27 protein-coding genes and 1 tRNA gene are annotated in these 24234 nt (G+C 72.6%); 16 read left to right on the forward strand and 12 right to left on the reverse strand.

Going from position 1 to position 24234, the window contains the following annotated elements; genetic code table 11:
* Window positions 1-32: 32 nt before the first annotated feature.
* The 4 genes from G6N10_RS18285 to G6N10_RS18300 all read right to left on the reverse strand — a co-directional run bounded on the left by G6N10_RS18285 (window position 33) and on the right by G6N10_RS18300 (window position 3223).
* On the reverse strand, window positions 33-1169 hold the full coding sequence (locus G6N10_RS18285; RefSeq protein WP_085099081.1) for a sensor histidine kinase: 1137 nt from the start codon (window positions 1167-1169) through the stop codon (window positions 33-35).
* Window positions 1169-1867: a response regulator gene (locus tag G6N10_RS18290; RefSeq protein ID WP_085099084.1), complete on the reverse strand. Its 699-nt coding sequence runs from the start codon at window positions 1865-1867 to the stop codon at window positions 1169-1171. Before G6N10_RS18290 ends, G6N10_RS18285 begins: the two co-directional genes overlap by 1 nt.
* A 111-nt stretch (window positions 1868-1978) precedes the next feature.
* On the reverse strand, window positions 1979-2431 hold the full coding sequence (gene mscL, locus G6N10_RS18295) for a large-conductance mechanosensitive channel protein MscL (protein WP_085099087.1): 453 nt from the start codon (window positions 2429-2431) through the stop codon (window positions 1979-1981).
* Window positions 2432-2560: 129 nt separating this feature from the next.
* Window positions 2561-3223, reverse strand: coding sequence for an SAF domain-containing protein (locus G6N10_RS18300; protein ID WP_085099090.1), 663 nt, complete (start codon window positions 3221-3223; stop codon window positions 2561-2563).
* 179 nt (window positions 3224-3402) lie between these two features.
* On the opposite strand from G6N10_RS18300, the gene G6N10_RS18305 reads away from it, so the two are divergent.
* Complete coding sequence (locus G6N10_RS18305; RefSeq protein ID WP_085099093.1) at window positions 3403-3765, forward strand: hypothetical protein; 363 nt, start codon at window positions 3403-3405, stop codon at window positions 3763-3765.
* 10 nt (window positions 3766-3775) lie between these two features.
* Here the strand turns inward: G6N10_RS18305 and G6N10_RS18310 are convergent, their stop codons facing one another.
* Window positions 3776-4087, reverse strand: a complete 312-nt coding sequence (locus G6N10_RS18310; protein ID WP_085099096.1) for an FmdB family zinc ribbon protein — start codon at window positions 4085-4087, stop codon at window positions 3776-3778.
* Window positions 4088-4285: 198 nt separating this feature from the next.
* On the opposite strand from G6N10_RS18310, the gene G6N10_RS18315 reads away from it, so the two are divergent.
* A complete protein-coding gene (locus G6N10_RS18315; RefSeq protein ID WP_085099099.1) occupies window positions 4286-4636 on the forward strand; it encodes a hypothetical protein in 351 nt (116 codons plus the stop codon).
* 63 nt (window positions 4637-4699) lie between these two features.
* On the opposite strand, the gene G6N10_RS18320 is transcribed toward G6N10_RS18315, so the two are convergent.
* A complete protein-coding gene (locus tag G6N10_RS18320; RefSeq protein WP_085099102.1) occupies window positions 4700-5296 on the reverse strand; it encodes a 5-formyltetrahydrofolate cyclo-ligase in 597 nt (198 codons plus the stop codon).
* 61 nt (window positions 5297-5357) lie between these two features.
* Here G6N10_RS18320 and G6N10_RS18325 point away from each other — a divergent pair, with 61 nt between their 5' ends.
* From G6N10_RS18325 to G6N10_RS18370, 10 genes are all read left to right on the forward strand, one after another.
* Window positions 5358-6269 (forward strand): UTP--glucose-1-phosphate uridylyltransferase, encoded by a 912-nt coding sequence (locus G6N10_RS18325; protein ID WP_085099106.1) that lies wholly within the window; start codon window positions 5358-5360, stop codon window positions 6267-6269.
* Window positions 6270-6330: 61 nt separating this feature from the next.
* Window positions 6331-7578 (forward strand): molybdotransferase-like divisome protein Glp, encoded by a 1248-nt coding sequence (gene glp / locus G6N10_RS18330; RefSeq protein ID WP_085099109.1) that lies wholly within the window; start codon window positions 6331-6333, stop codon window positions 7576-7578.
* Window positions 7579-7626: 48 nt separating this feature from the next.
* A complete protein-coding gene (locus G6N10_RS18335) occupies window positions 7627-8238 on the forward strand; it encodes a GNAT family N-acetyltransferase (protein WP_085099169.1) in 612 nt (203 codons plus the stop codon).
* 192 nt (window positions 8239-8430) lie between these two features.
* Entirely contained in the window at window positions 8431-9480 is a 1050-nt protein-coding gene (gene sepX, locus G6N10_RS18340) for a divisome protein SepX/GlpR (protein ID WP_085099112.1), read from the forward strand.
* Between the two features lie 52 nt (window positions 9481-9532).
* Window positions 9533-9608: transfer RNA gene (locus G6N10_RS18345), tRNA-Ala, on the forward strand.
* Window positions 9609-10056: 448 nt separating this feature from the next.
* Window positions 10057-11016: an Rv2253/PknI dimerization domain-containing protein gene (locus G6N10_RS18350; protein ID WP_133055137.1), complete on the forward strand. Its 960-nt coding sequence runs from the start codon at window positions 10057-10059 to the stop codon at window positions 11014-11016.
* 2 nt (window positions 11017-11018) lie between these two features.
* Complete coding sequence (locus G6N10_RS18355) at window positions 11019-11723, forward strand: hypothetical protein (RefSeq protein WP_085095855.1); 705 nt, start codon at window positions 11019-11021, stop codon at window positions 11721-11723.
* A 9-nt stretch (window positions 11724-11732) separates the two neighbouring features.
* On the forward strand, window positions 11733-11948 hold the full coding sequence (locus G6N10_RS18360) for a hypothetical protein (RefSeq protein WP_085095857.1): 216 nt from the start codon (window positions 11733-11735) through the stop codon (window positions 11946-11948).
* A 59-nt stretch (window positions 11949-12007) separates the two neighbouring features.
* Window positions 12008-12994 (forward strand): acetyltransferase Pat, encoded by a 987-nt coding sequence (locus tag G6N10_RS18365; RefSeq protein ID WP_085095859.1) that lies wholly within the window; start codon window positions 12008-12010, stop codon window positions 12992-12994.
* A 31-nt stretch (window positions 12995-13025) separates the two neighbouring features.
* Window positions 13026-13844 carry a shikimate 5-dehydrogenase gene (locus G6N10_RS18370; RefSeq protein ID WP_085095861.1) on the forward strand — a complete coding sequence of 273 codons (819 nt, stop codon included), beginning with the start codon at window positions 13026-13028 and terminating at the stop codon, window positions 13842-13844.
* Window positions 13845-13848: 4 nt separating this feature from the next.
* Here G6N10_RS18370 and G6N10_RS18375 read toward each other — a convergent pair whose 3' ends face one another.
* On the reverse strand, window positions 13849-14535 hold the full coding sequence (locus G6N10_RS18375; RefSeq protein ID WP_085095863.1) for an LpqN/LpqT family lipoprotein: 687 nt from the start codon (window positions 14533-14535) through the stop codon (window positions 13849-13851).
* Window positions 14536-14735: 200 nt separating this feature from the next.
* Here G6N10_RS18375 and G6N10_RS18380 point away from each other — a divergent pair, with 200 nt between their 5' ends.
* Complete coding sequence (locus G6N10_RS18380) at window positions 14736-15416, forward strand: DUF5642 family protein (RefSeq protein ID WP_085095868.1); 681 nt, start codon at window positions 14736-14738, stop codon at window positions 15414-15416.
* A 6-nt stretch (window positions 15417-15422) separates the two neighbouring features.
* The gene (locus G6N10_RS18385) at window positions 15423-16097 is read left to right on the forward strand and encodes a DUF5642 family protein (RefSeq protein WP_085095870.1); all 675 of its coding nucleotides are present in this window, start codon (window positions 15423-15425) and stop codon (window positions 16095-16097) included.
* Here the strand turns inward: G6N10_RS18385 and G6N10_RS18390 are convergent.
* Window positions 16094-16690, reverse strand: coding sequence for an alpha-ketoglutarate-dependent dioxygenase AlkB (locus tag G6N10_RS18390; RefSeq protein ID WP_109750501.1), 597 nt, complete (start codon window positions 16688-16690; stop codon window positions 16094-16096). The genes G6N10_RS18385 and G6N10_RS18390 overlap by 4 nt on opposite strands.
* Window positions 16691-16770: 80 nt before the next feature.
* Here G6N10_RS18390 and G6N10_RS18395 point away from each other — a divergent pair, with 80 nt between their 5' ends.
* The gene (locus G6N10_RS18395) at window positions 16771-17982 is read left to right on the forward strand and encodes an arginine deiminase (protein WP_234810546.1); all 1212 of its coding nucleotides are present in this window, start codon (window positions 16771-16773) and stop codon (window positions 17980-17982) included.
* On the opposite strand, the gene G6N10_RS18400 is transcribed toward G6N10_RS18395, so the two are convergent.
* Window positions 17965-19509: a dolichyl-phosphate-mannose--protein mannosyltransferase gene (locus tag G6N10_RS18400; protein WP_085095875.1), complete on the reverse strand. Its 1545-nt coding sequence runs from the start codon at window positions 19507-19509 to the stop codon at window positions 17965-17967. The genes G6N10_RS18395 and G6N10_RS18400 overlap by 18 nt on opposite strands.
* Before the next feature lie 25 nt (window positions 19510-19534).
* On the opposite strand from G6N10_RS18400, the gene rsmI reads away from it, so the two are divergent.
* Complete coding sequence (gene rsmI / locus G6N10_RS18405) at window positions 19535-20371, forward strand: 16S rRNA (cytidine(1402)-2'-O)-methyltransferase (protein ID WP_085095877.1); 837 nt, start codon at window positions 19535-19537, stop codon at window positions 20369-20371.
* On the opposite strand, the gene G6N10_RS20780 is transcribed toward rsmI, so the two are convergent.
* From G6N10_RS20780 to G6N10_RS18425, 3 genes are all read right to left on the reverse strand, one after another.
* Window positions 20344-21636: an aminodeoxychorismate synthase component I gene (locus G6N10_RS20780; RefSeq protein WP_407664034.1), complete on the reverse strand. Its 1293-nt coding sequence runs from the start codon at window positions 21634-21636 to the stop codon at window positions 20344-20346. The two genes, rsmI and G6N10_RS20780, sit on opposite strands and share 28 nt — an antisense overlap.
* 512 nt (window positions 21637-22148) lie before the next feature.
* A complete protein-coding gene (gene sigJ, locus G6N10_RS18420) occupies window positions 22149-23057 on the reverse strand; it encodes an RNA polymerase sigma factor SigJ (protein WP_085092637.1) in 909 nt (302 codons plus the stop codon).
* Complete coding sequence (locus G6N10_RS18425) at window positions 23054-24220, reverse strand: NAD(P)/FAD-dependent oxidoreductase (protein ID WP_085092638.1); 1167 nt, start codon at window positions 24218-24220, stop codon at window positions 23054-23056. The genes sigJ and G6N10_RS18425 overlap by 4 nt, the downstream gene beginning before the upstream one ends.
* Window positions 24221-24234 lie beyond the last annotated feature (14 nt).

The raw sequence follows: 24234 nt of genomic DNA on the forward strand, positions 1-24234 counted from the left end.
GTGACAGCGGCCCGCGGGCCGCCTGCGCTGCGCTAGTCCGGCGCGGGGACCGCGACGGGCAGTGTGACGGTGAACACCGCGCCCCGGCCCGCCCCGGCGGAGGCGGCGTGGATCTCGCCGCCGTGCGACTCGACGATCGCCTTGGCGATGGCCAGCCCGATGCCGGTGCCGCCGGCGTCGCGGTCCCGGGCGGTGTCCACCCGGTAGAACCGCTCGAAGATGTGCGGCAGGTGCACCGCCAGGATCCCGTCGCCGTCGTCGGAGACGGCGATCTGCACGGTCGCCGACCGGCGGGCGCGGCCCGCCCTCAGCCGCACCGAACTGCCCGGCCGGTTGTGCCGCAGCGCGTTCTGCAGCAGGTTGACCAGCACCTGCACCAGCCGCTCTGGGTCCACCAGGATCGGCAGGCCGGCCGGCACCGGCGGCACGATCAGCTGCACGCCCTTGGCGTCGAAGGCCATCCGCACCGCCCGGTCGGCCAGCGCGACGAGGTCGCGGGTCTCCATCCGCTCCGGCGCCAGCCGCAACTGGCCCTCCTCGGCGGCGGAGATGGCGTTGATGTCCTCGGTCAGCCGGGACAGCCGCCGGGTCTGCTCGCGCAGCAGCGCCACCACCTCCTCGTCGGGCGTGATGATGCCGTCCTCGATCGCCTCGAGGTGGCCGTCCAGGACGGTGATCGGGGTGCGGGCCTCGTGCCCGAGGTCCGCCAGTAGCCGCCGCCGATTGCTCTCGACGGTGTCCAGTCGCTGTGCCATCCGGGCCAGCGCGTCGGCGACGGAGTCCAGCTCCGGGCCGATCCGCGGCCGCGACGGCGGGCTGCCGTAGTCGCCGTCGGCGATCCGGGTGGCCGTGCTGGACAGCCGGGTCGCGGCGCGGCCGATCCGCCGGGAGATCGCCGCGCTGATGGTCAGCGAGGCCGCGAACGCCAGCGCCAGCCCCATCGCGATCGCCACCAGGTTGGCGCCCTGGAACGCCCGCCGGGACTGCTCGGCGATGGACTCGGTGACCGGGTCGCCGGCCTGCATCCGCGACCAGAACAGCCGCGGTCCGACCACGAAGGTGAAGATGGAGGTGGTCAGCGCGGTGACCACCTCGATGGTCATCATCGCGGCGACCAGTCGCCAGGTCAGGCCGACCCTCCCGACCCACCGCCGGATCGCCTGTGTCATCAGCCCGGGCCCGCGCGGTAGCCGATCCCGCGCACCGTGCAGATGTAGCGGGGATCGTTGGCGTCGTCGCCCAGCTTGCGGCGCAGCCGGCCGACGTGCACGTCGACCAGTCGCTCGTCGCCGACCCAGTCCGATCCCCACACCAGTTCGACCAGTTGGCGCCGGCTGAGTACCAGGTTGGGGCGGGTGGCCAGGGCGGTCAGGATCTGGAACTCGGTCGGGGTCAGGTCCACCGCGGCGCCCTCGACGGTCACCGTCCAGGCGCCGGGGTCGATCTCGATCGGGCCGATTCGGACCGGGGCGGAGCCGGCGGTCTGATCCTCGGCCGGCAGGTGCCGCGGCCGGCGCAGCAGCACCTTGATCCGCGCGGTCAGCTCGCGCATGCTGAACGGCTTGGTCAGGTAGTCGTCGGCACCGACCGACAGCCCGATCAGCTTGTCGACCTCGTCGCTGCGGGCGGTCAGCATGATCACGTAGCAGTCGGAGAACCGGCGCAGCTGCCGGCACACCTCGATCCCGTCCAGCCCGGGCAGGCCCAGATCGAGCACGACCACCTCCGGGTCGAACTCGCGCACCGCGGCCAGCCCGGACGGCCCGTCCCAGGCCTCCCGGACGGTGAAGCCGTCCCGCTCGAGGTACTCGCGCACCACCTTTGTCAGTGATCGCTCGTCGTCGATCACCAGTGCTCGGCTTTCCACTCCGGTTCGGATGGCGGGGTTCCTTCCCTGTGGTGCGGGGTGGTCCGGGACGACGATGGCCCCCGGGCGCGCTGCCGAGGGCCATCATCGATGGGGGAGTTCCGGTGTCGGCTACCCGAGGTGGCGCGGACCGCCGGGGTCGGCGTTCGGTGCGGCGCCGTGCCGGCCGGCCGGCGGGTTGCCGGCGGATCCCTGGGACTGCAGCAGATCGCGGATCTCGGTCAGCAGGGTCAGCTCGGTGGCTTCCTCTTCGACCGCCGGGTCGTCCTTCTTCAGCTTCTTGAACGGAACGACGATCAGGAAGTAGACCACCGCGGCGACCAGCAGGAAGTTGATCAGCGAGGTCAGCACGGTGTTGAAGTCGATGAACTGCTCGCCGCCCAGCGGGATCCGCAGCACGCCGTAGTCGGCGCCGGGGCCGGCCCCGATCCGGCTGATCAGCGGTTGGATCACGCTGTCGGTGAAGGCGGTCACGACGGCGGTGAACGCCGTGCCGATCACGACCGCGACCGCGAGGTCGATCACATTGCCGCGGGAGATGAACTCCTTGAACCCCTTCAGCATGGGGAGCTGCCTTTCGTCAACGGATGGTGCTTTGTTGGGGTGAAGGTTAGCCGGGAGAGCGTCGGGGTGCCCGATCGGTGCAGGTATTGCCGCCGAATCGTTGCGGATGCGGGCTCGAAAAGATTGCCGTCAGTGCATGGTGACGGTCAGCGCGTCGGTCAGCGAGGCCGTCGCGACCAGCTGGGCGGCGGCCGCGGGCAACGCGACGAGCACGATCCGGCCGTCGGCCCCGGCCTGGGCCGGTGCCGGCGGGATGAGCACCACGACGGCGTCGGCGGCCAGCACCCGCGGGGCCGGGCCGTCGGTGTCATCGCGGGCGGCCAGCACATCGACCACATCGCCGGCCCGGATCAGATCGGCGACGGCGCCGTCGGACAGCCGGATCGGGACCATCCGGGCGTCCGGACCTGCTCCGGCGGCGGCCAGCCGGGAGCCGAGCAGCCGGACGTCGGTGAGCACCTCCCCGCGGCGGATCGCACCGCCCGGGGTGGCGCCCAGCACCGCCGCCGGGTCATCGAGTGCGCCGTCGGGCCGGGAGCCGGTGATTTGGTAGACCACCCGCACGTCGTCGGGGCCGAGCGCCGCGCCGGGCGCCAGGTCGCGGGTGGCGATCAGCGTCGGGCTGCGCTGGCCGGCCGGATCGGGGCGCAGCGCGGCCGCGGCGGCCAGCAGTACCAGCAGCGCCGCGGCGATGCGCCGGGTGCGGGTGGTGTGCAGCCAATCCGGCTGCACCAGCCCCCGGATCCGGTCGGTGACCGTCGGGTCGAGCGGGGAGGGCGGCTGCCGGGTCATATCGGCAGGGTACGAGTGCAGAATCGCCGGCGTGGTGCAGGTCACGGTGGGGCTGTGGATAACCTGGAAGAGGTCGCACAGCTTGCTTGGCTGCACCGTCGACGCAACGCCGCGGGCCCTACCGTGGGATCCGGGAGTACGCATCCGGGGCGGTTGTGTTGCGAGTGGAAGGAGCCGAAATGTCGGACCACGCGATGGGTGGGCGGCGCGCCGCCGCCATGGTCGGTGCGCTGGCCGTCGGTTTCGCCGCGCTGGTGCTGACGGGTCAGGGCGCCGCGCACGCGGCAACGACCTCGCCGGCGGAAACCGGGCGAACGCACGGCCATCACGACAGCGAGGGCGGCGGGACGGCCGGCCCGGAGACCACCGGAACGCCCACCGCCCGGCAATCCGGCGGGACGGACGCGCACGAACGGGTCGACATCCGAACTACTCAGGGCATTGTGCGGCACGGCACGATCGCCAAGCCGGGCAACATGGCCTTGCCGCACACCGAAGGACGGGTGGGCGCCGGCAAGATCTGCACCGACGGTGGCTGCTGACCGCGCGCGGTCAGCTGCTGGCGGCGGCTGCGGCGGGCGCGGGGGCCGCCGGCTTCGACGAAGCGCTGTCCGAGGAACTCGAGGATCCGGAGTCGCCGGACTTCTCGGCCTTCGGCGCGCCGCTGGACCCGGTGTTGCTCGACGAGGTGCGGCTGTCGTTGCGGTAGAAACCGCTGCCCTTGAACACCACGCCGACCGAGCCGAACAGTTTGCGCAGCCTGCCGTTGCACTTGCTGCAGGTGGTCAGTGCATCGTCGCTGAATGCCTGCACGGCGTCGAAGCGATCGTCGCAGTCGGTGCAGGCATAGCTGTAGGTGGGCACGGGGAACCTCCGGGATCTGAAACTGTTGGCACTCTAGCGCCTCAAGTGCTAGAACCGCCAGGCGGGATTTCTGATTCCCGGCCGCCGGCACCGGTGCTCCGCGAGCCCTGCGGAAGGCGGCGGTCGCTGATAAACTGGGCCCATCGGACGTCCCGCCCGATCGGGACTGGGTGTCCGACGCCGAACAAGGAGGCAGTCATGACCGCACGCATCCGCAGCCGCAGGGCCCGCACCGTGGGCATCGCCGGCATCGGCGTGCTCGGCATCGCCGCCGCCGCACTGGCCTCCGCGGCCGTCGCCGTCGCCGACGTCAACGAGATGGCGCCCGGCCCCGAGGTACACAGCCGGCAGGCCAGCGTGTCGTCCTACCAGGGTGTTCGGGTCAACTCGCCGAACGTGGCGCGCGGTCAGTCCGAGACCCGGCTGGCCGGTGCCGGCGTGATCGAGGCACAGGGCGAGGTCCGCGACTCCGCCAAGGCCGTCCCGGGTTCCACCGCGGGCGCGTTCCAGGGGCCGTGGCCGATCGGCGCCCCGATGGGCGACTTCTGATCCGGTCCCCACACCACTGAGCTCAGCATCACCCCCGGTCCCGGTGACCGGGGGTGAGGTATTTCACGGTGCTGAGACCGCCCGCACCCCCAACCCCGGGGTGGCCAGGTGGGTCATCGCGACGTCGTGCGGGCCGGTGGGCACCTCGTCGAGCACTTCCTCGTCGCGGACCACGGCGATCAGCGGTGTGCCCGGGGCGCGCAGCGGCAGCGACCGGTCGTAGAACCCGGCGCCGCGGCCCAGCCGCCCGCCGCGCCGGTCCACCGCCAGCGCGGGCACCACGATCAGCTGCGCGGCACCGATCTCCTCGGCCGGCAGCACCGGGCCGTCCGGCTCCCGCAGGCCGTAGCGCGCCGCCACCAGCCCGGCCGGGCGGTACCGGCCCCAGCGCAGCGGGCCGGGCCCGCCGTCGTCGTCGAGGACGGTGACCGGCAGCAGCACCCGGACCCCGGCCGCATCGAGGGCATCCAGCAGTGAAATCGACCCGGGCTCCGATCCCACCGGGACGTAGCCGCAGACGGTGTCGGGGGCCCGCTCGGCGATCGCCGCGGTCAGCGCCGCGGTCAGTGCGGCGGCTTCGGCGCTGCGCTGCGGTGCGCCGACCGCGCGCCGGGCCGCCAGCAGTCGTCGGCGCAGGGCTGACTTTGCCTCGGTGTGCATGGCTTCACCCTGGCAGATGGCCGACGGTGACCGACGTGCGTCCACGCTCTAGGCTGGTCGCGTGAGTACGCCGCAGGTTCCGATTCCGCGCACGGCCATCGTGCCGGCCGCCGGCCTGGGTACCCGTTTTCTGCCGGTCACCAAGACCGTGCCCAAGGAGTTGCTGCCGGTCGTCGACACCCCGGGCATCGAGCTGGTGGCCGCCGAGGCCGCCGAGGCCGGTGCCGAGCGGCTGGTGATCGTCACCTCCGAGGGCAAGGACGGCGTGGTCGCGCACTTCGTCGAGGACCTGGTGCTGGAGGGCACCCTGGAGGCCCGCGGCAAGCACGTGATCCTGGAGAAGGTGCGACGCGCCCCGGCCCTGATCAAGGTCGAATCGGTGGTGCAGGCCGAGCCGCTGGGCCTGGGACACGCGGTGCTGTGCGTCGAGCCGAAGCTGGCCCCCGACGAGGATGCCGTCGCGGTGCTGCTGCCCGACGATCTGGTGCTGCCCACCGGGGTGCTGGAGACCATGTCGAAGGTGCGGGCTCGGCGCGGTGGCTCGGTGCTGTGCGCGATCGAGGTGGCGCCCGACGAGATCAGCGCCTACGGCGTCTTCGACGTCGAGCCGGTCCCGGACGCCGCCAACCCGAACGTGCTCAAGGTCAAGGCGATGGTGGAGAAGCCGCCCGCCGACCAGGCGCCGTCGTTGTACGCCGCGGCCGGGCGCTACGTGCTGGACCGGGCGATCTTCGACGCGCTGCACCGGGTCGAGGCCGGCGCCGGCGGCGAGATTCAGCTGACCGACGCGATCGCGCTGCTGATCGCCGAGGGGCATCCGGTGCACGTGGTGGTGCACCGCGGTGCCCGACACGACCTGGGAAATCCGGGCGGCTACCTCAAGGCTGCGGTTGACTTTGCGCTGGAGCGTGACGACTACGGCCCGGAATTGCGCCGCTGGCTCATCGAGCGGCTGGGCCTGAGCGACCGATAAGCGAGACACCGTGACCCGGTGCGGCGTGCCGCCGGGGTCACGCTGAGAAAGGCTCGATTCAGTGCGTTCGGTGGAGGAACAGCAGGCCCGGGTGCAGGCCGCCGCGGTGGCCCCCCGGCCGGTCCGGGTGGCGATCGCCGAGGCGCAGGGGTTGATGTGCGCGGAGGAGGTCGTCACCGAGCGGCCGCTGCCCGGTTTCGATCAGGCCGCCATCGACGGCTACGCGGTGCGCAGCGTGGACGTGCTCGGCGCCGGGGACGAGGCGGAGGCGGGCGGCACGGTGAGCCTGCCGGTGGTCAGCGCGATCGCGGCGGGTGACCGCACCCCGAGCCGGTTGCAGCCGCGTCAGGCCGCCCGCATCCAGACCGGTGCCCCGATGCCGACGCTGGCCGACGCGGTGCTGCCGCTGCGCTGGACCGACGGCGGCCAGTCCCGGGTGCGGGTGCTGCGCGGGGTCCGATCGGGTGCCTATGTCCGCCGCACCGGCGACGACGTGCAGCCCGGCGACGTGGCAGTGCGGGCCGGCACCATCATCGGCGCGGCTCAGGTCGGGCTGTTGGCGGCGGTCGGGCGCGACCGGGTGCTGGTGCATCCGCGGCCGCGGCTGTCGATCATGTCGGTCGGCGGCGAACTCGTCGACGTCAGCCGCACACCGGGCAACGGGCAGGTCTACGACGTCAACTCCTATGCGCTTGCCGCCGCCGCCCGGGACGCCGGCGCCGAGGTCAACCGGGTCGGCATCGTCGACTCGGACCCGGTGAAACTGCGTGAGGTGGTCGAGGGGCAGCTGTCCCGCGCCGAGATCGTGGTGATCGCCGGAGCGGTGGGCGGTGCGGCGGCCGAGGCGGTGCGCGCGGTGCTCGCCGAGCTCGGCGAAATGGAGGTCGCCCGGATCGCCATGCACCCGGGTTCGGTGCAGGGCTTCGGGCAGCTGGGCCGCGACGGGGTGCCGACCTTCCTGCTGCCGGCCAACCCGGTCAGCGCGCTGGTGGTCTTCGAGGTGATGGTCCGCCCGCTGATCCGGATGTCGCTGGGCAAACGTCAGCCGCTGCGCCGCATCGTGCAGGCCCGGGCCGTCGCGCCGATCACCTCGGTGCCCGGCCGCACCGGCTACCTGCGCGGGCAGCTGATGCGCGATCAGGACACCGGCGAGTACCTGGTGCAGGCGCTCGGCGGGGCCCCGGGCTCGTCGTCGCACCTGCTGGCCACCCTTGCCGAGGCCAACTGTCTGGTGATCGTGCCTGCCGCGACCGAGGAGGTCCGCACCGGCGAGATCGTCGATGTGGCCTTCCTGGCGCAGCGCGGCTAGCCGGTGACGCACTGGCTGCGCCCGGCGTCGGTGCATCCGGGCTGGCCGATGCCGGTCGGTCCGCTGCGGGTGCCGGCCGGGGTGCTGACCCTGCGTCCGCCGCGGCTGCGCGACGGGGTGGCCTGGAGCCGCATTCGCAACGCCGACCGGGACGCCTTGGAACGCTGGGAGCCCAGCGCCGAGCCCAGCTGGGAGGCCCGGCACGCGACGACCTCCTGGCCGTCGCTGCGCCGCAGCATGCGTTCGGAGGCCCAGGCCGGCCGGATGCTGCCCTACGTCATCGAGCTCGACGGCCGGTTCTGCGGGCAGCTGACCATCGGCAACGTCGCACACGGGGCGCTGCGGTCGGCCTGGATCGGGTACTGGGTGCACAGCGAGGTCACCGGTTTGGGGGTGGCGACCGGCGCGGTGGCGCTCGGCCTGGACCACTGCTTCGGTCCGGTGGGTCTGCACCGGGTGGACGCCACGGTCCGGCCGGAGAACGCGGCGAGCCGCCGGGTGCTGGCCAAGGCGGGCTTCCGGGAGGAGGGCCTGCTGCGGCGCTACCTGCACGTCGACGGCGCCTGGCGGGATCACCTGCTGGTGGCGATGACGGTGGAGGAGTGCCCCGGTTCGGCGGCGGCCCGGCTGGTGCGTGACGGTCGCGCCTGGTGGACCTGAGCTCGCCGGGATCCTCGGCGCAGACTCCCCGGCGGGCCGATCCGCCGAGAATGTTACGGATGTTATTAATGTGACACGTGAGCCTAGTGGTGCTTGTAATTGTCGAATTACAAGTATGTAATTGACTCGGCGCGTCCCCGCGGTTGCGCTGCTCTCAGGACCTAGCCTGGGACCCGAAAGGAGCAGGCCACCATGCCAAGCATCCCCCAGTCATTGCTCTGGATCTCCCTCGTGGTGCTCTGGCTTTTTGTCCTGGTGCCCATGCTGATCAATAAACGGGACAATGTGCGCCGCACCAGCGACGTCGCGCTGGCCACCCGGGTGCTCAACGTCAAGGCGTCCCGGCTGCTGCGCCGCCGCGGACCGGCCCATGGCCATCGCAGCGATCCGGACTGGCAGCCCGAAGCCGATCTGGACGACGAGTACGACGACTACGACGAGGACGCCACCGGCCCCGTGGTGGTCACCGCCCGGGTGACCCAGGTGCACTCGGTGGTCGTGATGAACGAGACCGTGGTCGCCGAGGAAGAGGACTACCTGGACGTCGACATCGTCGACGAGGACTCCGGGGCGCTGCCGGTCGGGCGGATCACCGAGGCCGTCACGGGACCGATCGAGGTGGTCACCGAGGCCCCACAGGCTCCTGTCGGGCAGGCGGCCGTCGAGCAGGATGCCGTCGAAGAGTCGCCCGCCGAGCCGGTCCGCGCCGACGAGTCCGACGAGATGGGCGACGACGAGTACCAGTACGTCGAGGACACCTCGGGGCTGGAGCCGCCCGCCGAGGAGAGCCGGTTCAGCCGTCAGGCGCCGATCAGCCACGGTCGCGGTTACGCCACCAAGACCGCCGCGGCGGTCAGCGCCCGCAAGTACCGGTTCCGCAGCCGGGTCCTGATGACGATGTGCGTGCTGCTGGGCATCTCCGCGGCGGCCGGGCTGGCGCTGGCCCCGGTGTTCTGGTGGATGTGCGCCGGGCTGGCCGTCGTCACCCTGCTGTACCTGGCCTACCTGCGCCGGCAGACCCGGATCGAGGAGCGGCTGCGCCGTCGCCGGATGGCCCGGATGGCTCGCTCCCGGCTCGGGGTGGAGAACACCTACGACCGCGAGATGGACGTCGTGCCCACCCGGTTGCGGCAGCCCGGGGCGGTGGTGCTGGAGATCGACGACGAGGACCCGGTCTTCGAGCACTTGGAAGAGGTCGCCTACGCCCGGCACTACGACCTGCCGCGCGCAGCGGGGCAGTGACCAGCGAATTTCAGATCCGGTCGCGGCGGCTGGTAGCCTGCATAGCGGTCACGGGGCTATGGCGCAGTTGGTAGCGCGACTCGTTCGCATCGAGTAGGTCAGGGGTTCGATTCCCCTTAGCTCCACCATGAAAACCCGCTGTTAGCAGCGGGTTTTTCTCTTTCCCGCGCCCCCGGCGCCCCCGCCGCCGTCCCGGCCAGCGCTCAGCTGGGTACACGCGCCTCGGCGTGTCGTGTACGAGGGTGAGCGGTCGCGGCGGGACTCTCCGGCCAGCGCTCAGCTGTGTACACGGACCTAGGCGTGTCGCGTACCAGGGTGAGCGGTCGCGGGGAAGGGGCTCGCGGGGAAGGGGCTCGCGGGGAAGGGGATTGCGGGGAAGGTGCTCGCGAGGGCGGGGTTCACGGGGAAGGGGCTCGCCGGAAAAGGGCTGGCGGGGCAGGGCCAGCCGCCGCATTCGCGCCCGGGTCACCGCAAGGGATGCCGGAACTCGCGCCGTGCCCTACATTTGTCCGTGGGCGCGACGCCAATCGCCGCGCGGGCGCAGGAAGAGGGCCAATGCGTATTCACCGAAGGACCGTGACACGATCCGGTGGGTTGCTGCTGGCGCTCGGACTGGCGGCGGCGTTGACCGGGTGCGGCACGGACCAAGAGCCGAAAGAGCAGCCGACCGATCTGCTCAACGGCGTGTACACGGTGACCGTGCAGGGCGACAAGCTGACCAATATGGGCCGGCCCAGCCCGGGGAAGTCCTGGTCGCGCCAGTACGCGGTGCGCACCAGCTGCGCCGACGACGGCTGCACCCAGCTCGCGCTGCGACTGCGCGACGACGACCCCACGGCGGTCTTCACCGAGCCCGACGGCACTCCGGCAGAACCCATGGTGGCCGATTTCGTCGACGGCAGCTGGCAGCTCGTCGAGCAGACCGACTGGACCTGCTCCGACGGCAGCGTCGGCCTGCAGACGGTGCAGTGGAGCCTCATTCCGGGCGAGGACGCGCTGACCGGGACCCGCATCGACGTCCGCACGGCCAGCCCGGAATGCGTGGTGGTGCTGGAGGAGCCCGTCACCATGACCCGCACCGGGGATATCGATGCGGGCATCGACCTGCCCGAGACGGTGGACGCCGCGCCCTGGCAGCCGTCCGCGCCGGCCGGGTTGACCGGCAGCTATGAGCGGGTCGCCACCGATTCCGAGGGCGCCGAGGTGGACCGCGCCACCGTCGATTTCCGCAGCTTCTGCGTCCGCAACAGCGACGACTGCGTCGCGCTCAAGCGTTTCCAGGACGTCGACGGCCCGGTGGTGGTGCCCTTCCTGTTCGAGAGCGGGCAGTGGTCGGCACAGTTCAACGCCGGTGAGGCCGAGTGCCCGGGCTCCGGCAGCCCGGGTCACCAGTTGATGTACGAGCAGTACGCGCTGCCGGAGGATGCGACCACCCCGATCCAGTCGCTCACCGGCTCGGAACTGGTGACGGTGCACGGCGGCTGCGCGGGCGTGATGCGCGACTTCGACCTCGCGCTGCAGCGGCAGGAGGGGTAGAGATGGTCACCGCAGCGGGAATCATCCGGGCCTCGGCGGGGCTGATGCTGGTCGCGGGGCTGGCCGGTTGCTCGCCGCAGCCCGCCGACAATGCGCCCGGCGACGACGCGCAGACCGCGACCTTCGACGGCGCCTACACCCTGGAGCTGGGGGCGTTGCAGGCCGCCGGCTCGGGCAGCGACGAGTTGGGCCCCGACCCGCTCACGATGACCGTGATGGTTCGGTCGGACTGCCGGGACGGCTGCGTGGCGTCGGCGACGGTCGTGGACCCGCCGCCGGAGCTGTCCCTGCCCGAGGTGCGGCTGGACTACACCGGCAAGCACTGGCTTGGGGTGAGCATCAACCAGGCGACCTGCGGCGACCAGCCCACCGAGGAGTTCAAGACGCTGACGCTGCATCCGGCCGAAAACGGCGGGTTCACCGGCACCTACCGGTCGCTGACCGCCTCCAACAACGGCTGCAACGCGGACCGTTCGGTGACGCTCACCCGCACCGGTGACGTTGACCCGGCCATCGCGGTGCTCGAGCCGGACCGGATGCCGGCGCGGGTGCCGAACCGAGCCGAGGGAATGAGCGGCCGGTACCGGGTGCTGGTGACCGACACCGCCACCGGCGAGACCGAACCGCCGATGGAACGCAAGGTGCGAACCTACTGCGTGCCCACCGGCGAACGCTGCGTGACGCTGCTGACCGCCGAGAACCGCTAACTGACCTTTGTGTTCGCCGACGGCGCCTGGTCCTACCAGATCAGCGAGCCGGGCCGCTGCCCCGACGGCCGGCCGACCGTCGTGCACGACCGCGCCGAGTTCGCGCTGCCGGTGCCGGCCTCGGACCCGATCGAGAAGCTCACCGGCAAACGTCAGCTGACCACCGACGCGCCGTGCGCGGGGACCACCGACGGCACCGTCCTCGTCGAACGCATCGGTGACTGATCGGCCGGACGGCTGAGCTCGGCCGGAGTAGTGTTCCAGCGGGCGGAAGGACACCACGGGTGGTCGAAACGGTAGCCGAACGGGCCGCGGCGCTGGCCGGTCTTGCGGTCTTCGCGGACTGCACCGTCGCGGACCTCGACCCGCTGGCGCGGCTGCTGGTGCCGCGCAACGCGCGCGCCGGCGAGGTGTTGGTGCGCCAGGGCGATCCCGCCGACACGTTTCTGATCATCGCCGCAGGCACCGTCGAGGTGCACCGCGACCTGCCCGACGGCACCGAGATCGCCGTCGACGTCGACCCCGGCCGGATCGTGGGCGAGCTTGCGCTGCTGCGCAATTCGCCGCGATCGGCCACCGTGCACGCCATCACCGACCTGACCGGCTGGCGCGGCGGGGAGGACGCCTTCGCGGTGCTCATCGAGCTGCCCGGGGTGCTTGAGCGGCTGATCCGGGTCGCCCGGCAGCGGCTGGCCGCGTTCATCACCCCGGTGCCGCTGCGGCTGGACACCGGCCAGCGTCTGCTGCTGCGTCCGGTGCTGCCCGGCGACAACGCCCGCAGCATGCACAGCCACATCACCTTCTCCAACGACACCTTCTACCGCCGGTTCCAGACCGCCCGTCATCCCAGCGAACAGCTGATGCGGTACCTGTTCGAGGTGGACTACGTCGAGCACTTCGTCTGGGTGGTCGTCACCGACGACGGCGACCTGGTCGCCGACGCCCGCTTCGTCCGCGACGAGCCGGATTCCCCGCGCGCCGAGGTGGCGTTCATCGTCGCCGACGCCTATCAGGGCCACGGCATCGGCACCTTCCTGATGGGTGCGCTGTGGATCGCCGCCCGGGTGGCCGGGGTGCGCACTTTTCACGCCCGGGTGCTGTCGAGCAACCAGCCGATGCGGGCCATCTTTGACCACGCCGGCGCGCACTGGGAGCGCGAGGATCTGGCCGTCGTCGCCACCGAGATCGACGTCCCGCAGACCGATCCGTTTGAGCCGGAGGTGACCCGCGGGATCGAGGAGATGGCCCGCCGGGCACTGCGGGCGCTGTGAGCGCCGACCGACGATTCGGGAGGGAACCGGGATGCGCCCGCCGCTGACCAAGGACACCACGCTGTGCATCTCGCTGGCCGCGCGTCCCAGCAACATCGGCACCCGCTTCCACAATTTCCTCTACGACCGGCTCGGGCTGGACTTCCTCTACAAGGCGTTCACCACCACCGACATCGCCGCGGCCATCGGCGGTGTGCGGGCGCTGGGCATCCGGGGCGCCTCGGTGTCCATGCCGTTCAAGGCCGACGTGCTGGCGCTGGTCGACCGGGTGGAGCCGTCGGCGCAGGTGATCGGTGCGGTCAACACCATCGTCAACGACGACGGCCGGCTCACCGCGTCGAACACCGACTACCTGGCCGTCGCGCAGCTCATCGCCGCCCACGGCCTGAGCCCGGACCGCTCGGTGCTGATCGCCGGCAGCGGCGGAATGGCCGCGGCGGTCGGTGCGGCGTTCCGGGACAGCGGTTTTCGCGACGGGACGGTGGTGGCGCGCAACACCGACGCCGGGCCGGCGCTGGCCGACCGGCTGGGCTACCGCTGGCGTCACCACCTCGGCGGGGCGAGCGCCTCGATCATCGTCAACGTCACCCCGATCGGGATGGCCGGCGGGCCCGAGGAGCGCGATCTGGCGTTCCCGCCGGAGCTGATCGCGGCCGCCGACACGGTGTTCGACGTGGTGGCGTTCCCGTCGGAAACCCCGCTGATCGCCGCCGCACGTGCGGCCGGCACCCCGGTGATCACCGGCGCCGAGGTGATCGCCGGGCAGGCCGCCGAACAGTTCGAGCGCTACACCGGGGTGCGCCCGGACCCCGCGCTGATCGCCGAGGCAGCGGCGTATTCCCGGGCCTGACCGGCTATTCGGTGATGACGGTCTTCTTGTCGATGTCGGCGGTCGCCGACATCAGCGCGGCCGCGTCCTGGTTGCTGCCCGAGGCGCGGACCTGCAGCACGTAGCTGACGTCGCCGGCCGGGATGACCACCGTCTTCTGGGCGACCAGCCGGCCGTCGTCACCGTACAGGCCGCCGACCTGGTCGGCGACGTAGCCGTCGAGCTTGCTGCTCTGACCGGTGGCCGGGCCCTGGAAGTTCGGCAGTGCGCGCAGTTCGTTGCCGGCGGCGGCGAACACCGCGTCGCGCTCGACCGGTCCGCTGAGCTTGGTCATGGTCACCAGCACCCGGCCCGGGATGTCCGGGTCGCTGGGATGGTCGAAGACCAGCGCGCCGAACGGGGCCTCGGGCAGGTCGTAGCTCAGCGTCCAGCCGTCCATCGCGGGCAGTTCGACGGTCGGGCCGGCCTGGCCGTGCCGCAGCGGGGTCGCGGTCAGCCCGTTGGCCTTGGCGAATTCGGTCAGCGACACCGGCCCCACGATCGGCGGAGCCTCGGCGCCGGAGGGCACCGGGGGCAACGACGGCAGCGCCGGGGCCGCGGTGCCAGAGGTGCTGGCCGGGGCCGCTGGTGCGGTGTCGGGCTTCGAGCATCCGGTGGCCCCGATCAGCAGGGCCGCGGCGGCGAGCCCGGCGGCGGTTCTGGTCAACGGCATCTGAGGTTCCCTTCGGTGGTTACCGGTCCGCGCCGGCGCGATCGGGACGGGCGACGGCGGGGCGGCGAAATGGCCGAACAGGCCGATCGGCCCGACGATACCGAACGTCGGGGTCGGCCCCTGCCTCTTGCGGCGCCGCCGCACCGCGTGCACCGGCTCAGTCTGCGCCCCGTGCCGCCGGATTGTGATAGCAACGACAGATGCGCACGGTGCTGGGCGTCGCTGTCGCCGCCGGACTGTTGACCGGCTGCGGCGGACCCGCGCCGGCCACCGACACCGCGCCGGCCGAATCGGGCACCGCGGTGACTGACCGCGCGGTCCCGGCCACCGGCCGGCTGGACCCCACCCGGATCAAACGGCTGCGCGCCGCGCTGCCCGCCGGCTACGAGATCGCCGACGTTCCCGGCGACACCGGCCCGGCCGCGTTCGCCGGATTCGGGCCGGGCTGGACCGCCGATCCGGCGGTGTGCGCGACGCTGCTGGGCCCGTCGGCTCCCGTCGGCACCCGCGGCCTGTCCGCCTCCGGCGCCGACGGCACCGTGTACCTGACCGTGACCCTGGGCGACGTCGCGCCGCCGCCGGTCGGCGACTGCGGCTCCTGGACCATGACCTACCGGCACACCACCGCGCTGGCCCACCCGGTCCCCGCCCCGCCGATCGAGGGGGCGCGCACCGCCGGGCTGGCGGCCGAGTCCGTCACCGCGGTGGAATCGGGCACCCGCACGCTCTCGCGGCTGCGCATCCTGACCGCCGCGCTGGACGGCCAGCTGGTGGCCGTCACGACGATCACCGACCCGCAGCAGCCGCCCGGCCCGCTGACCGACGAGTACACCGCGCGGCTGCTGGTCGACGCGGTGTCCGAGCTGCGCCGGGTACATTGACCGGCGATGCTTGCAACGCCTGCCCCGCGGATCCGCGCTGTCCTGGTCGCGCCGCTGTGCGCGGCCCTGCTGGCCGGCTGCACGATTGACACCGACCCGAGCGCCGACATCACCCGGATCGACCAGGTGCGCGGCGCCTTCGGCCCGGAGTTCACCGTCAAATCGGTGCCCGAGACCGGCATCGACCCGAACCGGCTGCGCCAGGAGCAGAAGCTGCCCGACGGGGTGGTCTTCGACCCGGCCGACTGCGCGAAGCTGGCCGGCGGCCAGCCGGTGCCCGATGACCTGCAGGGCAACATGGCGGCGGTGTCGGCCGAGGGGCAGGGCAACCGGTTCATCGTCATCGCGATGGAGACCAACGAGCCGATGCCGATGGTTGAGCCCGGCCCGGAGTGCCAGAAGGTCAGTTTCGCCGGGCCGCAGGCCCGCGGCACCGTGTCGGTGATCGAGGCCCCGCAGCTCGACGGGGTCCAGACCCGCGCGGTGCACCGGGTGCTGCAGACCACCGCGGGCGGCAAGCCGCAGACCGGCCAGATCTACAGCTACCTCGCGCATTTCGGCAACTATCAGGTGGTGGTGACCGCCAATCCGCTGGTGCTGCCGGGCAAGCCGCCGATGCCGGTGGACACCAAGCGGGCCGCGGAGCTGTTGACCGCCGGGGTCGCGGCGATCCGCGACTAGTGCACTCCGCGGGGGCGGAACTGGATGCTGATCCGGGGCCCGACCCGCCGGGTGGTCTTCGGGATGGCGTGCTCCCAGGTGCGCTGGCAGCTGCCGCCCATCACCAGCAGGTCGCCGTGGCGATGCTGGATCCGCAGCGACGGGCCGCCGCCGCGCGGCCGCAGCGCGAAGGTGCGGGTGGCGCCCAGGCCGACGATCGCCACCATGGTGTCGTCGGTGGCCCCGCGCCCGATGGTGTCGCCGTGCCAGGCCACGCTGTCCTCGCCGTCGCGGTACAGGCACAGCCCCGCGCTGGCGAACGGTTCGCCCAGCTCGCCGGCGTAGATGTCGTTGAGCCTGCGACGCAACTGCTTGAGCACCGGGTGCGGCAGGTGGTCGGCGGCGAGGTCGTGAAAGCTGTGCAGCCGCGGCACGTCGAGCACCCGGTCGTACATCTGCCGACGTTCGGCCCGCCACGGCACCGCCGCGAGCAGCTCGTCGAACAGTGCGGCGGGGGCGTCGAACCAGCCCATCCGTACGTCGATCCAGGCGCCGTCGCCCAGCGTCCGCCGGTCGGCGGAGCCGAACAATGCTTCCTGGACCGCGATGCCCACCCCCGAATCGTATCGCACACCCGTTCGATATCGAAGCGTCGGCGGCGGATCGCCGGGCGGGCGGCGATACGGTGGGCGGTGTGAGCGTCGAACTGGGAGCCGACTCCGAGGTCGCTGCGCTGCGCGCGGTGATCCTGCACCGGCCCGGGCCGGAGTTGCTGCGGCTGACCCCGCGCAACAACGACCGGCTGCTGTTCGACGGGCTGCCCTGGGTGGCCCGGGCCCAGCAGGAGCACGACGCGTTCGCCGAGTTGCTGCGCGGCCGCGGCGTCGAGGTGCTGCTGCTGGCCGATCTGCTCGCCGAGGCGATGGCCAGCGGCGCCGCCCGGATGCACGGCATCTCCGCGGCCGTCGACGCCCGACGGTTGGGAATGCCGCTGGCGCAAGAACTTTCGGCCTACCTGCGCACGCTCGGTGCCGCCGAGCTGGCCGATGTGCTGATCGCGGGCATGACCTTCACCGAGCTGCCCATCGACCACGCCGAATCGCTGGTGGTGCGGATGCATCACGGCGGCGACTTCGTCATCGACCCGCTGCCGAACCTGGTGTTCACCCGGGACTCGTCGTTCTGGATCGGGCCGCGGGTGGCGATCACCTCGCTGGCGATGCCCGCGCGGCAGCGCGAGACCTCGCTGACCGACCTGATCTACGCCCACCACCCGCGCTTTCTGGGGGTGCGCCGGGCCTACGAGTCCCGCTCGGCCCCGGTCGAGGGCGGCGACGTGCTGCTGCTGGCGCCGGGTGTGGTGGCCGTCGGCGTCGGCGAGCGCACCACCCCGGCCGGCGCGGAAGCGTTGGCCCGCAGCCTGTTCGACGACGACCTGGCGCACACCGTGCTGGCCGTGCCGATCGCCCAGGAACGCGCCCAGATGCACCTGGACACCGTCTGCACCATGGTCGACGTCGACGCGGTGGTGATGTACCCGCAGATCACCCTGCCGGCCTACACCGTGCACCGCACCGGCTCGGGGGTGCGGATCGACCCCGAGCGCCCGTTCCTGGCGGCGGCGGCCGATGCGATGGGCATCGCCGCGCTGCGGGTCATCGACACCGGACTGGACGCCGTCACCGCCGAACGCGAGCAGTGGGACGACGGCAACAACACCCTGGCGCTGGCGCCGGGGGTGGTGGTGGCCTACGAGCGCAACACCCAGACCAACGCGCGACTGGCCGACGCCGGCATCGAGGTGCTCCCGATCGCGGCCTCCGAGCTGGGCACCGGCCGGGGCGGCCCGCGCTGCATGTCCTGCCCGATCGCCCGCGATCCGCTGCCGCTACCGCCAGGACGGTAGCCAGATCTCCATGTTCCAGGTGTGCGCGGAGATCGGCAGGCCGGTCAGGATCGGGAACATCCAGGCGAAGTTGGTCACCACCGCCGCCAGATAGATCGACACCACCACCAGGCCCAGTGTTCGGCGCTCGGCGTTGACCCCGGGTTGGTAGATGATGTCGCCGCAGATCAGTGCGATGGCCATCACCAGGAACGGGGCCATCGGCGCCGAGTAGAAGAAATACATCTGCCGGTCCATGTCGGCGAACCAGGGCAGCCAGCCCGCGCAGTAGCCGACCAGCACCGCCGCGTAGCGCCAGTCCCGGCGCACCGCCGTCCGCCACACGGCGTAGGCCAGCACCGGGATCGCCAGGAACCACATCGCCGGGGTGCCCACCAGCAGCACCGCCCGCACGCACGATGCCGCCCCGCAGCCCGGCACGTCGTTCTGATCGATGGCGTAGAGCACCGGCCGCAGCGACATCGGCCAGGTCCAGGGCTTGGACTCCCAGGGATGGTGGTTGCCCGCGGAGTTGGTCAGCCCGGAATGGAAGGAGAACGCCTTGTAGCTGTAGTACCACAGCGACCGGATCGCGTCGGGGGGCTGGAACCAGGCCCGCTCGCCGATGGTCTGGCCGACCTGGTAGCGGTTCACCCCGGTCTCGGAGGCGAACCACGGCGCGTAGGAGGCCAGGTACACCGCGAACGGAATCGCCAGCAGCGCGTAGCCGGTGGGGCCGACGTCGCGCCGCAGCGTGCCCAGCCACGGCCGCGGCACCCGGTATTGGCGGCGGGCCGCGACGTCGAACGCCAGCGACATCAGCGTGAACGCGGCGATGAAGTACAGCCCGGACCACTTGGTGGCGAACGCCATGCCCAGCAGCACCCCGGCGCCGAACCGCCACCACCGCACGCCCAGCCGTGGGCCCCACCGGGTCTCGGCGATCCGGCCGTCCAGCAGCGCGTTGTGCATCCGCTCGCGGACCTGGTCGCGGTCGACGATCAGCGCCCCGAACCCGGCCACCACGAAGAACACCATGAACCCGTCGAGCAGTGCGGTGCGGGAGGTGACGAAGCTGACCCCGTCGCAGATCAGCAGGATCCCGGCGATCGCGCCGACCAGGGTGGACCGGCTCAGCCGTCGCACGATCCGCGCCACCAGCACCACCAGCGCCACCCCGAGCACCGCCCCGGTGAACCGCCAGCCCAGCGAGTTGTAGCCGAAGATGGCCTCGCCGATGGCGATCAGCTGCTTGCCCATCGGCGGGTGCACCACCAGGCCGTAGCCGGGGTTGTCCTCGACCCCGGAGTTGGACAGCATCTGGTAGCCCTGCGGCGCGTAATGCTTCTCGTCGAAGATCGGCGTGCCGACGTCGGTCGGCGAGCGCAGGTTCACGAACCGGCTGATGGCGGCCAGCGAGCCGATCACCACGGCCATCAGGGCGCCCTGCAGCCGATCCAGCGGTCCGAAATCGGCCGGCGGGACCAGCGGCGCGGGGCTGATCATGGGTACGGCCCGCTCCGGCATCACTGAGCTGGGAGCGGTCATCGCCCTCGATCGTAGGCTGTCGGGCATGACTGCTGGCCGACTGTTGCTGGGGGCGACGCCGCTGGGGCGGCCCGAGGACGCCTCGGCGCGGCTGCGCGAGGCGCTGGCGAGCGCCGACGTCGTCGCCGCCGAGGACACCCGGCGGGTCCGCACGCTGGCCGGCGCGCTGGATGTGCGGATCACCGGGCGGGTGGTCAGCCTGTTCGACCAGAACGAGGCCGCCCGGGTGCCCGCGCTGATCGACGACATCGCCGGCGGCGCGACGGTGCTTGCCGTCAGCGACGCCGGGATGCCGCTGATCAGCGACCCGGGCTATCGGTTGGTGACCGCCGCGGTGGCCGCCGGGCTGCCGGTCAGCTGCCTGCCCGGCCCGTCGGCGGTGACGACGGCGCTGGCGGTGTCCGGACTGCCGGCCGACCGGTTCTGCTTCGAGGGCTTCGCGCCCCGGCGCGACGGTGCCCGGCGCAGCTGGCTGGCGACGCTGGCCGCCGAGCCGCGCACGGTGATCTTCTTCGAGTCCCCGCGCCGGCTGGCCGACTGCCTGCGCGACGCCGCCGAGGTGCTCGGCGGCGACCGGGCGGCGGTGGTGTGCCGGGAACTGACCAAGACCCACGAGGAGGTGCGCCGCGGCGGCCTGGCCGAGCTGGCCGAGTGGGCGGCCGACGGGGTGCTCGGCGAGATCACCGTGGTGCTGGCCGGGGCGACGCCGGTGGCCGACCTCGACACCCTGGTGGGGGAGGTGCTGGTGCTCACCGACGACGGGATGGGTGTCAAGGACGCCTGCGCGCGGGTGATCGCCGCGCACCCGGGGGCGCCGTCGCGCCGCGAGCTCTATCAGGCGGTGCTGGCCGCCCGGGACTGAGTCGGGCGCAGCCGCAGCGTCGGCGCGGCCTTGTGCAGGCATTCGGCCCACTCGGCGTCGGGATCGGAGTCGGCGGTGATGCCGCCGCCGACGCCGAACACGGCGTGCCCGTCGGCGTCGAACTCGACGGTGCGGATCGCCACATTGAGTTCGGTGCCGGCCAGCGGTGAGGCGAAACCCACGGTGCCGCAGTAGATGCCACGCCGGGCCGGCTCCCAGTCGGGCAGCAGGTCGCGGGCCCGGCGCTTCGGCGTTCCGGTCACCGAGGCCGGCGGGAAGCAGGCGTCGAGCACCGCGGCCATCGGCAGCTCGGCGGCCACCCGGGCGGTCACCGTCGACACCAGATGCCACACCCCGGGCGCGGGTTTGACCGCGAGCAGCTCCGGCACCGTCACCGAACCGGTGCTCGCGACCCGGCTCAGGTCGTTGCGGACCAGGTCGACGATCATCACGTTCTCGGCGACGTCCTTGACCGAGGCCCGCAGCAGTGCCGGGTCGGCCGAGGCGGGCAGCGTGCCCTTGATCGGGCTGGAGGTCAGCTGCTCGCCGTGCCGGGCCAGAAACAGCTCGGGGGACAGCGACGCCACCGCGCCCCACGGCCCGGACAGGAACGCCGCGCGGGCCGGCGCGGTGGCGGTCACCGCGTCGGCGAAGAACGCCAGCGCCGAGCCGGACAGCGTGCCGGTGAACCGGGTGCACACGCAGGCCTGATAGACCTCGCCGGCGGCGATCGCGTCCAGGCAGGCCAGCACGCCGTCGCGATGCCGGTCGCGGTCCGGGGCCCGCCAGTCGATCCGCCACGCCCCGCCGGGCTCGGTCCCGTCGATGCCCAGTGGCCCCTCGACGCCTCGCGCCCCCTCGAGACCTCGCGCCCCCTCGAGACCTCGCGCCCCCTCGAGACCTCGCGCCCCCTCGAGACCTCGCGACCCCTCGAGTGTGAAAATATTTTCACGCTCGCGCCCGAGAGTGAAAATATTTTCACACTCGACGGGAGGGCCGGGTGCGACGGCGGGCTCGGGCGCGACGGGCGTGACGCGTGCGACGGGTGGGATAGGTGAGGCGGTCGCGGCGGGCTCGGGTGCGGTCGCGACGGGCTCGGGTGCGGGCACGACGGACGCGGGTGCGGCAACGGGCGTGCCGGCCGTGCCGGGTGCGGCAGGTGCGACGGGCACGGCGGGCGCAGTCGCGACGGGTGCGGCAGGTGGGACGGGCTCGGGTGCGACGGGCTCGGGCGCGGCCAGTGCCTCGGCGATCCAGGCCGGCATTGGGGCGTCGCGCAGGCTCTCGAACCACCACTGGCCGTCGCGGTCGCAGCGCAGCAGGTGGTCGGTCCAGCCGCCGGCGGCCTCCGGGATCCGCGGGCCGCGACCGTCGGCGCCGGGGTCCGGATACGACAGGTAGCCCAGCCAGCCGCCCCCGACGACGGGCCCGCCGGCCGGCGCGACCGCGGGTGCGACGTCGAACACCCGGCCCGGATCGCACCCGGCGGTGGGCAGGCTCGGGGCGATCAGCGCCCGCGACCCGAGCCAGTCGCCGGTCAGCGCGGCCGGTGCAGGCAGTCCGCGCCGGGCGGTCGCGGCGGCCAGTCGGCGCAGCACACCCGGGGCCGGGCCCAGGTCGCCGAGCCGGTCATTGCGCATCAGCACAGCTTTGCCGCTGGCCGACGGCGACGCAAAACCGCGCCGCGCCCCAAACCCCCAACCCCGCGCCCCAAACCCCGCGCCCACCGCGCACCCGCGCACCCGCGGCCCGGTGTGCCGCGCCCCCAATCCCGTGATCAGCGGTCGATGCTCCGGGGCACCAGCACCGTGTCGAGTTTCTCGGGGTTGCGCATCGCGTAGAAGTTGGTGATCAGGCCGTCGGTGACCTCGACGCTGATCACGCCCTCCAGTCGGTCCCCGGTCCAGAGCACGAACGCGGGCGCGCCGTTGTACATCGCCGACTCCACCCGCGCCGCGGGCCCGCCGAGCCGGACCAGTCCGATGATCAGCCGGGCCACCCGCTCGGCGCCGGACACCGGCCGGCGCGCGGCACTGGCCTTGCCGTCGCTGTCGGCGGTCCAGGTCACATCGGGGGCCAGCATCGCCATCAGCCCGTCCAGGTCGCCGGTGGCCGCGGCGGCGAAGAAGCTGACCGTCAGCTGCTCGGAGGCGTGCGCGTCAATGGGTTCGAACCGGTGCCGACGGGCCCGCACGTGCCCGCGGGCGCGATGCGCGATCTGGCGCACCGAGGCGGCGGACTTCCCGATCGCCGAAGCGATTTCGCTGTGCTCAAAGCCGAACACGTCGTGCAGCACGAACACCGCCCGCTCGTCGGGGGTCAGCGTCTGCAGCACCACCATCATCGCCATCGAGACCGACTCGGCCAGGATGATGTCCTCGGCGGCATCGGCCGCGGTCTGCTGCCGGTCGACCAGCAGCGGTTCCGGCAGCCACGGTCCGATGTACTCCTCCTTGCGCCGGCCGGCGGCCCGCAGCGCGTTGAGTGCCTGCCGGGTCACCAGTTGCGCCAGGTAGGACTTGACGTCACGGACCACCTCGACGTCGACCTCGGCCCAGCGCAGGTAGCTGTCCTGCAGCACGTCATCGGCGTCGGTGGCCGAGCCGAGGATCTCGTAGGCGATGGTGAACAGCAGCGGACGCAGCCGGGTGAACTCCGCCGCCGGATCCGGCCGGTCGGCGCTCACCGCGCACCCGCCTCGGCCAGTTCCCGCTCGGCGCGGAACCGAGCGTCGCCCCGCAGCCACGGGTAGCTGCCGGGCCGGCGGGCCTCCCGGCCCAGCATCCACAGCGTGGCCCGGCAGATCGACTCCTTGATCCCGGCCGCCGAACGCCCGCCGATCCACAGTCGGCGCGGGCTGTCGTCGCGGTACACCAGCTGCACCACCCCGGTGCGGCGGCCCAGGCTGACGCACTGGCCGGTGTACGCCTGGTTGATCGGGGCGGGCGAGCGCCCGGACAGCCGGGCCAGCACCGTGTCGGCGGCCTGGGCGGCCAGCGGCAGGGCGGCCTGGCAGCTCATCCGCAGCGGTGCGGCCGACGGTGCGACCGCGTCTCCGGTGCCGACGATCCGGTCGCTGCCGCAGCTGGTCAGCGTCTCGTCGGTCAGCAGCCGGCCCAGCTCGTCGGTGGGCAGTCCGCTGTCGGCGGCCAGCCCGGGGGTCGCGAAACCGGCGGACCACACCGTCGCAGCGGACGGTATTTCGGTGCCGTCGGCCAGCCGCACCGACGTCGCACCAACCCGGCTGACGGCGCCCTCGACGATCCGAACGCCCAGCCGGCCCAGCCGCTTTCCGGCCTGGCGGCGCGCCCCCGCGCCGAGTGAGGGGGTCAGTTCGGCGCCGACCAGGGTGACCGGTCGACCGGCCTCGGAGAGTTCCGCGGCGGTCTCCACGCCGGTCAGCCCGGCGCCGACGACGACGATCGGATCGGTGGGTCGCAGCGCCTGCAGCCGGGCGCGCAGCCGGCGGGAATCCTCGTACTCGGCCAGCGGGTACGCGTGCTGCGCGGCGCCGGGCACCGTCGGCGCCGCGGCGGTGCTGCCGACGGCGTACACCAGGTAGTCGTAGCGCAGCTCGGCGCCGGAGGCCAGCGTCACCCGGGTGGCGTCGGCGTCGATGCGCACCGCGGCATCCACCACCAGGGTGACGGCCGGGTGCAGCAGCTTGCGGTAGTCGGCGACGGCGTCGTGGTTGCCGGCGGCCAGCTGGTGCAGCCGGATCCGCTCGACGAACTGCGGGCGCGGGTTCACCAGGGTCACCGCGGCGCCCGGATGCGGCTGCAGCCGGTTGGCGGCCAGCACGCCGGCGTAGCCGCCGCCGATGACGACGATTGAGGTCTGGACGGTCATGTCTGCTCCTTGGT

The sequence above is a fragment of the Mycolicibacterium fallax genome (assembly GCF_010726955.1).
Classification (GTDB): Bacteria; Actinomycetota; Actinomycetes; order Mycobacteriales; family Mycobacteriaceae; genus Mycobacterium; species Mycobacterium fallax.